This is a genomic window from Mycobacterium sp., from assembly GCF_052143115.1.
In the GTDB taxonomy this organism is placed as follows: Bacteria; Actinomycetota; Actinomycetes; order Mycobacteriales; family Mycobacteriaceae; genus Mycobacterium.
Genome location: NZ_JBKQTQ010000088.1, coordinates 1 through 6951 on the forward strand (window position 1 = coordinate 1; position 6951 = coordinate 6951).

At 66.3% G+C, this 6951-nt stretch carries 6 protein-coding genes; 1 reads left to right on the top strand and 5 read right to left on the bottom strand.

Annotated features, from left to right (window positions below; genetic code table 11):
* The 5 genes from ACLQI9_RS09840 to ACLQI9_RS09860 all read right to left on the bottom strand — a co-directional run.
* Positions 1-1389: PAS domain S-box protein (locus ACLQI9_RS09840; RefSeq protein ID WP_442391581.1), on the bottom strand; the 1389-nt coding region annotated here is incomplete at its 3' end.
* A gap of 116 nt (positions 1390-1505) precedes the next feature.
* On the bottom strand, positions 1506-4250 hold the full coding sequence (locus ACLQI9_RS09845; protein WP_442391583.1) for an ATP-binding protein: 2745 nt from the start codon (positions 4248-4250) through the stop codon (positions 1506-1508).
* Between the two features lie 179 nt (positions 4251-4429).
* Positions 4430-4984 (bottom strand): pyridoxamine 5'-phosphate oxidase family protein, encoded by a 555-nt coding sequence (locus tag ACLQI9_RS09850; protein WP_442391585.1) that lies wholly within the window; start codon positions 4982-4984, stop codon positions 4430-4432.
* 41 nt (positions 4985-5025) lie between these two features.
* Positions 5026-5376 carry a DoxX family protein gene (locus tag ACLQI9_RS09855; protein ID WP_442391587.1) on the bottom strand — a complete coding sequence of 117 codons (351 nt, stop codon included), beginning with the start codon at positions 5374-5376 and terminating at the stop codon, positions 5026-5028.
* Between the two features lie 30 nt (positions 5377-5406).
* Positions 5407-5640 (bottom strand): hypothetical protein, encoded by a 234-nt coding sequence (locus ACLQI9_RS09860; protein WP_442391589.1) that lies wholly within the window; start codon positions 5638-5640, stop codon positions 5407-5409.
* 505 nt (positions 5641-6145) lie between these two features.
* Between ACLQI9_RS09860 and ACLQI9_RS09865 the strand changes: the two genes are divergently transcribed.
* Positions 6146-6951, top strand: an 806-nt coding sequence (locus ACLQI9_RS09865) for an aldehyde dehydrogenase family protein (RefSeq protein WP_442391591.1), incomplete at its 3' end; no start/stop codon positions are given.

The following is a 6951-nucleotide window of genomic DNA, read 5'->3' on the forward strand; positions in this document are numbered from 1 at the left end:
GGCGTCAACCCTGCCGGCGCTCGCCATGCCCCAGACGCGGCTGCCGACGACGATCGGAACCCCGACGATCGATTGGACACCCACCTGTCGCATTCGGTCGGCGATCGCACCGCTGGCGTCGTCGTGGTTGTCCATCCGGGCCGGAAGCCCGGTGCGAAACACCCTCGTCGCAACGTTGTCGCCGTCAAGCGGCAAGCGCTCACCCGAAGACATGCTCTCCGGAACCCGCGCCAACGCCAGAACGGTGATCGCGTCGTCCTCGTAGCGGGACACCGCCGCGCCGGCGACGCGCAAACATCGGCCCATTTCCTCGGCCACCGCGCAGAACACCTCGTCGGGGCTCACGCCTTGAGCTACCAGCGTCGCGATCCGCCGCAGCGCCGACTGCTGTTCGGCGAGCGCGCGCAACGCGTCGCTGCTGGCCTCGAGCATGGTCTGGGTTTCGCGTAGCTGCTCTTGTTCGGCGCGCGGCCGCGTGACATCGCGGCCAACGGCATAGAACAATCCCTGGTGTGGCGCCACGCTCCATTCGATCCATCGCGGGGAGCCGTCGCGGCTGGTGGCCCGATTCTCGAAACGAACGGGTCCGCGTCCATCGGTGAGCTCGTTGATCGGCTCTCGAAGCCTGGCCAAATCTTCCGTCGGCACTAAGTCGAATGGCGCGGGCGCCAAATCGTCGACCTGATAGCCCAGGGTCCGTTCGAAGGCAGGGTTGACCTGCAGCAGGTGGCCCTGGTCGGAAATCACCATGAGGTCGGACGACAGGTCGAAGAAACGCTCGAGCCTTTGACGGCTCTCGATCAAGCTCTTGTTGATGTTCTCCCGGTCCCGGGCGGCGGCGAGCAAGGCCTCGAGGGTGGGCACCACCTGGAGCAGGCGTTGCCGCGTCTCTCGGGCGAGATCGTTTGGTACCTGAAGGACGCCAAGCACCCCGTCGTCGTCATGCAGCGGGATAGCCGATCGCGAATACTCGCCGGCCGCCTCATTCAGGTCGATGCCCGCGAACTCCAATCTCAAAGAAGTAGCAAGGTGCTGGGCGGCAGCCTCGGCCGCGGACCGCAGATTGGCGGCGCGCAGCATCAGGTGAGCCAGGTCGGCCGCTAGTTCGGCCTCGCGGCGCCGGTCGGCGGTTGCGGCAGCCGCTACCGCGACACCGGCCACAAAGTTGCCCACCAGTGCGACGCCCATCAGGACGGCGTAGACGATCCCAACCGGGTCCCGGGGATCGACTTGCTTGAGGAGAACGGTGAGCACAGCTTCGACGATCAGAAACCCAGTAGCACCGGTGATCACCAGCCTGCGAGCAGGAACTGCCGACGGCCCCAGAAACGCACCCAGGCGCGCAGCCGTCAACCGCGGACTAGCAAGGCGCCGACTTCGGAGCGGCATGCAGTAAGTATGTATCTTTCGAGCGCCGAGCAAAGCCTCTCGCCGCGAAATGCCCCGCCGGCTGTGGTTGGGAACGCGCTACGACCCGCGTTCTCGGTCCGGCGCGGCGGCGCCGGTTAGTGGCTGCGGCTGAGGGCGGCGTCGAGCTCGTGGCGTGAGCCAATACCGAGCTTGGTGAAGATGTTGCGCAGATGCCACTCCACGGTGCGTGCGCTCGGGAACAGTTCGGCGCCGATCTCGGGGTTCGTGCGTCGGGTCCGCGCGAGCTGGGCGATCTGATGCTCTTGAGGGGTCAGTTCGACGCCCGGCTCCTCGCGGTGCGTGCGTACCTTCTCCCCGGTGGCCTCAAGCTCGCGGCGGGCGCGGTCGGCAAATGCGTTGGCGCCCATGGCCGAAAACGCGTCAAACGCGGCCCGTAACTGTGTGCTCGCCTCGGCGGCACGGTTGCTGCGCCGCAGCCACTCGCCGTAGCACAGCCGCGCCCGCGCGAGGTGCGACGCCATCCGGGTGTGACTGAGCAGCTCGATGGCCTCTCGGTAGAGGTCGTCGGCGACATCGCCGTCGGCCAGCAGGGCCCGCGCAAGCGCCGCCGCACCACGGGCCCAGTCGGTCCCGCTGCCCGCGGCCACCGCCGATAACCGCTCACACGCCACGGCGGCGCGATCTGGCTGGCCGCTTCGTACCGCGGCCTCCACCAGTTCGGGCAGCGCCCCGTTCGCGTTCATTATCTCGTTCGCACTAACGGCGTCGTCAGCGGCCGCGGCGGCCCTGCTGTAGTCAGCTAGGCCGTTGTAGAGCACCGCCTTCATAAGGTCCACAAACGCCAGTGCCACGCCCTCACCCCGGGTAGCAGCACTGACAGTCATCTTATCCATCAGTTCGCTTGCCCGGGGGACGTCTCCGCGCCACACCGCCAGCATCACCGCGCAATACAAATCGCGCTCCGGGCTCGTCGGATCAATGCTCGCCTGCTCCGACATCAGTGCCTCGGCCTGAGCGAACTCACCTGACTGCACGTGAAACATCACCAGATGGCCGAGTGCAAACGGGAGCCAGCTCAGGGTGCCGCTGGAGCGGGCGAGCTGAACCTGGCCGCTGGCCAGCTCGAACCACGCCTCGTCGTCCCTCAGCTCGATGGCCACGAGGTTGTAGGGGTGGCACAGCGCGTCCAATCGCTGCGGCTGGGCACGATATTGGCGCAGCGCCTCTTTCAGCAGCGGCGCTGCGGCGACATATCCGTCGAGTACCCGCACCGCGAGCCCGCGCAACAGCAGCTGAGGATAGGGCAGCGGCTCGGGCCCCAACGGGGCGGATAGGGCTGCCCGCGCTACCTCCGACATGCCTGCCCCGACGGCGAGGCGCCCGGCGTAGATGCCGGCCACCACAGCTTCCAGGTAGGTATCCGATGCCTGGTCGGCAGCCACCCGCTGCAGCCGATGCGCGGCCTGGAGCAGCAGCGAGGGCGCCTCCCCGCCGCAGTTGAGCCCAAATGCGATCTGCGCGTGCATCCGCTTAACCCGCGCATGGCCCAGCTCATCGAGCGGAGCGACTTCGGCGGCGGCCAGCAGTTTCTCGGTGGCCACGAGATCCCCGGCTGTGTACTTGGCCTGGGCCGCCTTGAGTGCTCGCCTGGCCCGCTGACCCGGATCGGGGGTCAGCGCCACCGCCCGCTCCCAAAACGCGGCGGCCGCTGCCACCCCGCCGCGCCGCTGGGCGCGATCGGCCGACCCGATCAGCTCGGCGGCCACCTCCTCATCAGCGGCCTCGGCTGCGTAGGCGCGATGCCAGGCCCGCCGATCCGGATCACGTTGCGGGTCGGTCGCTTCGACCAGCGCCGCGTGGGCTGCCCGCCGCTCCTCGACGTCGGCGGTCCGATACACCGCCGAGCGCAGCAGCGGATGCCGAAACCGCACCCCCGCACCGAGGTCCAGCAGCCCGGCGTCGACCGCCAGCTCCAGCGCACCCACATCCAGGTTCAGCTGGTGAGCCGCGCGCGCCAGCAGAGCCGGGTCCCCGACCGGATCGGCGGCGGCAACCAGCAGCAACCGCTGCGTGACCCGCGGCAAACCGCGCAGCCGCGTCAAAAACTGGTCCTCGATACGACGCGGAACGCTGAGGCGGTCGGGCATCGCGAACCCGCCCGCGAAATCCACCACGCCCAATTCCCGCAATGCCAACGGATTTCCGTGCGCTTCCTCGAGAATCCGGCTCCGCACGCTCTCGTCCAGACGCGCCGTGCTCACCGACGCCAGCAGCGCGCGAGCCGACTGCTCATCTAGCCCGGACAACCGCAGATCGGGCAGACCCGCCAGCGGATCCTCCGACGCCGACGTTATTCGGGCGGCAAACACCAGCCCCACCGGTTCGGCCAACAGTCGCCGCGCCACGAAGCCGAGCACCTGACCGGTGGCCTGATCCAGCCACTGCACATCGTCGACGATGCACAGCAGCGGCCCGTCTTCGGCGGCCTGCGCCAACAGGTTCAGCGCCGCCAGCGCCACCAGAAACGTTTCCGGGGGCTCCCCAGACGCCAGTCCCAGTGCCACACTGAGCGCCTCGCGCTGGGGCTCCACCAACGCGTCCAAGTACGAAAGCATCGGTGCGCAAAGGTCGTGCAGCCCAGTGAAGGCCAACTCCATCTCCGACTCGACGCCCATGCACCGCGCCACCCTGAAGCCCGCGGCCCGCTCGGTCAGATAACCCAGCAGCGCCGTCTTGCCGATCCCGGCCTCCCCGCGCAACACCAGCACGGCGCTGCGCCCACCACGCACCCGAGCCAGCAGCCCGTCAAGCGCCGCGCACTCGTTTCGCCGCCCATGCAACGACGTCAACGGGTCCGCGTCGCGATGGAGATCGCCCACCAGCAACCACCGCCCTCACCCGGCCAAGCGCCCAACACCTCGGCTGTAATGCGGCAACACTACTCCGTCAGTGCGGCTTGCGGGTTCGGTCAGCGTGCTGATGGCTACCGTTGGCCATAGGCAGCTGCCGTTCATTCTTAATTCCGTTGCGCCGCAGCGTTTTCTGCCCAAGACAGTCCTCAGACCGGATCTGGTGTGTCCCACGGAAACATCGGCGACAACCAGTGAGTGACCTCCTCCACTTGGTCGTTTTGATGGAGGTGCCGGGGTGGCTGGGCGAAAGTCGCGTAGGGGCGGCAGCGCACGACGACTCGATCCTCTTTGTCCGCCATCTGCGCGACGTACGGGCGGGCCTCGTTACCGAGCGGCTGGCCCGACATGCGTCCGGCCACGGCCATCATCACATCGACGACGAGGTCGCGGTCGCGGTCGATGACTGCATCGGCGTACACCTGCAGATAGACAAACGGCCACCGCTCGTCGAGCACGCATAGGCTCACTTTGCCGTCACGTGCCACCGCACGAGCCTTGCCGCGTGGGGCCATCGTCGAAACCAGCAGTTCGTCGTCATCGGTGGGTATGTAATACACGACCGACATGGCAGGGCCGTCGTGGCGGCGACGGTACCCGTAAACACAGGTGCGGTGCGTGCGCACGAATTCTCGCCGCTCCGAAGGCAGCATGTCGCGATCAGTGGGAGCCGTGTATGGCTCTGATGCCAGGGGAAGCAACATCTTCCGACGATCCTCTTGTCCGGGTCGGGGCGGTGGTGGTCTTACGCCACGATGGTGAGTATCACCAAGGCGACGGCTGCCAGTCCAGTGATCGCCGCGGGAAGCAGTGCGGCGCCATTGTCGCGCGCCTTGAGGTGGTAACCAAGGGCGCCGGCCATGAGAAGTACGACTGCGGCGGCAGTCACGATGGCAAGAGGCTTGACCGCGATCCCCGCGAGCAGTCCCACCACAGCGGCCAGTTCGGCGACACCGATGACGCGGCTGAGCCGCAAGCTAATTCCCAGATGCTCGGCATTGGCGCGTGCGGTGCCGGTACCGAGGATTTTGATGAGCCCCGTGAACGCGAACTCCACAGCCAGAAGTACGGATAAGACGACGGTTGCAAGGTGCATCGCTGATTCCCAGAAGTGAGTAGTTGGATCCTAATTGACGCAGATGGTGCCCTTGAGATGCGTGCCGTCCCCGGTGAGGCATCCGTTGGGCGGATCCTTCGGCAACCCAGGGGGCAGGCAATTTTGCCTCCCGTTGTCCCAGTACCAACCCTCGGGACAGTCTGCGAGGTTCACCGAAGCCGGAGTCGTCAACAGCGAGCCAAGCCCGACACTCGCCACAGCCAACGCGATGGCCGCCGATCGGGCAATTCTGACGTTCTTCATGGTCCCTCCTTCCCTTCAGATGGATCGCGTCCCTGACCGTGGTTTCTGCCAGGCTCCAACGCGCTGCCACCAGTGTCGGCGTCGACGGCGGTGAACAGGTTCATGCCAGCCGCAGTCCTGTGTACCGGCTAGCTGCAATCTTCATGATCTTTGAACCCGAAAAGTCTGTAACACACCTAGATTCGACCCTCTACCATGAGGCCAGCGGCCTACGGCGCGCGGGAAGGTTGACGCGCATCGGCCCGAATGTCAAATGTCTTGGCAGCCAATGCAATCCTGACGAACCGTCAGAAGCTCAGCACTTCGGGCACTTTACCTGCTGGCAGGTATGCCCCTTTGACGGTGGCGGTAACGACATGCCGCCGCAGAACCCGGATGCTGAGAAGCAACACCGCGTCAGCAGGGAGCTGCGCGGAATCGCGTGCGAAGAGCGATGTTCAGAAACGAAGCACGACATCCATAACAGCGGCTGAAGTGCCGCTCCGACACAGATGGAGTAAACACCATGGCATACCGGACCGTTAACCCGTACAACAACGAGGTCGTAACTACCTTCGACGACCTGACCGACGCGGAGGCGATGAACCTTCTTGCGCAGGCGCAGAAGACCTTTGAGTCCTGGAGCCAGACGTCGTACGCCGAGCGCGCCGCAGTGTGCCGCCGTGCCGCAGCCATCCTCACCGAACGCCCCGACGAGTTCGCCCGCCTGCTGACGCTGGAAATGGGCAAGCTCTATACGGAGAGCTTGGGCGAAGTTGCGCTGGCCGCCGACATCTTCACCTACTACGCCGACAACACCGAGGCGTTCCTGGCGCCCGAGCGTCTTAACACGGTCAGCGCCGACGACAACGCAATGCTCGTCAGCGCCCCGCTCGGGGTGATCCTGGGGATACAGCCGTGGAACTTCCCGCTGTACCAGCTGGTCCGGGTCGCGGCGCCCAACCTGATGGCCGGCAACGTGGTCATGGTCAAACACGCCTCCAACGTGCCGCAGGCGGCGGCCGCCTTCGAGCAGCTACTGCTGGAAGCGGGTGCCCCGGAGGGCGCGTACACCAACCTCTTCGCCACCAAGGATCAGATCAACATGCTGATCGACGACCCGCGCGTGCGCGGCGTTTCGCTTACCGGCAGCGAGGGCGCGGGCTCGGTCGTCGCGGCCCGGGCCGGCAAGAACCTCAAGAAGTCCACCATGGAGTTGGGCGGCTCGGACGCGCTGATCGCGTTGGCCGACGCCGACTTGGACAAGACGGTCCAGTGGGCGCTGTGGGGTCGGATGAACAACGGCGGGCAATGCTGCGTGGCCTCCAAGCG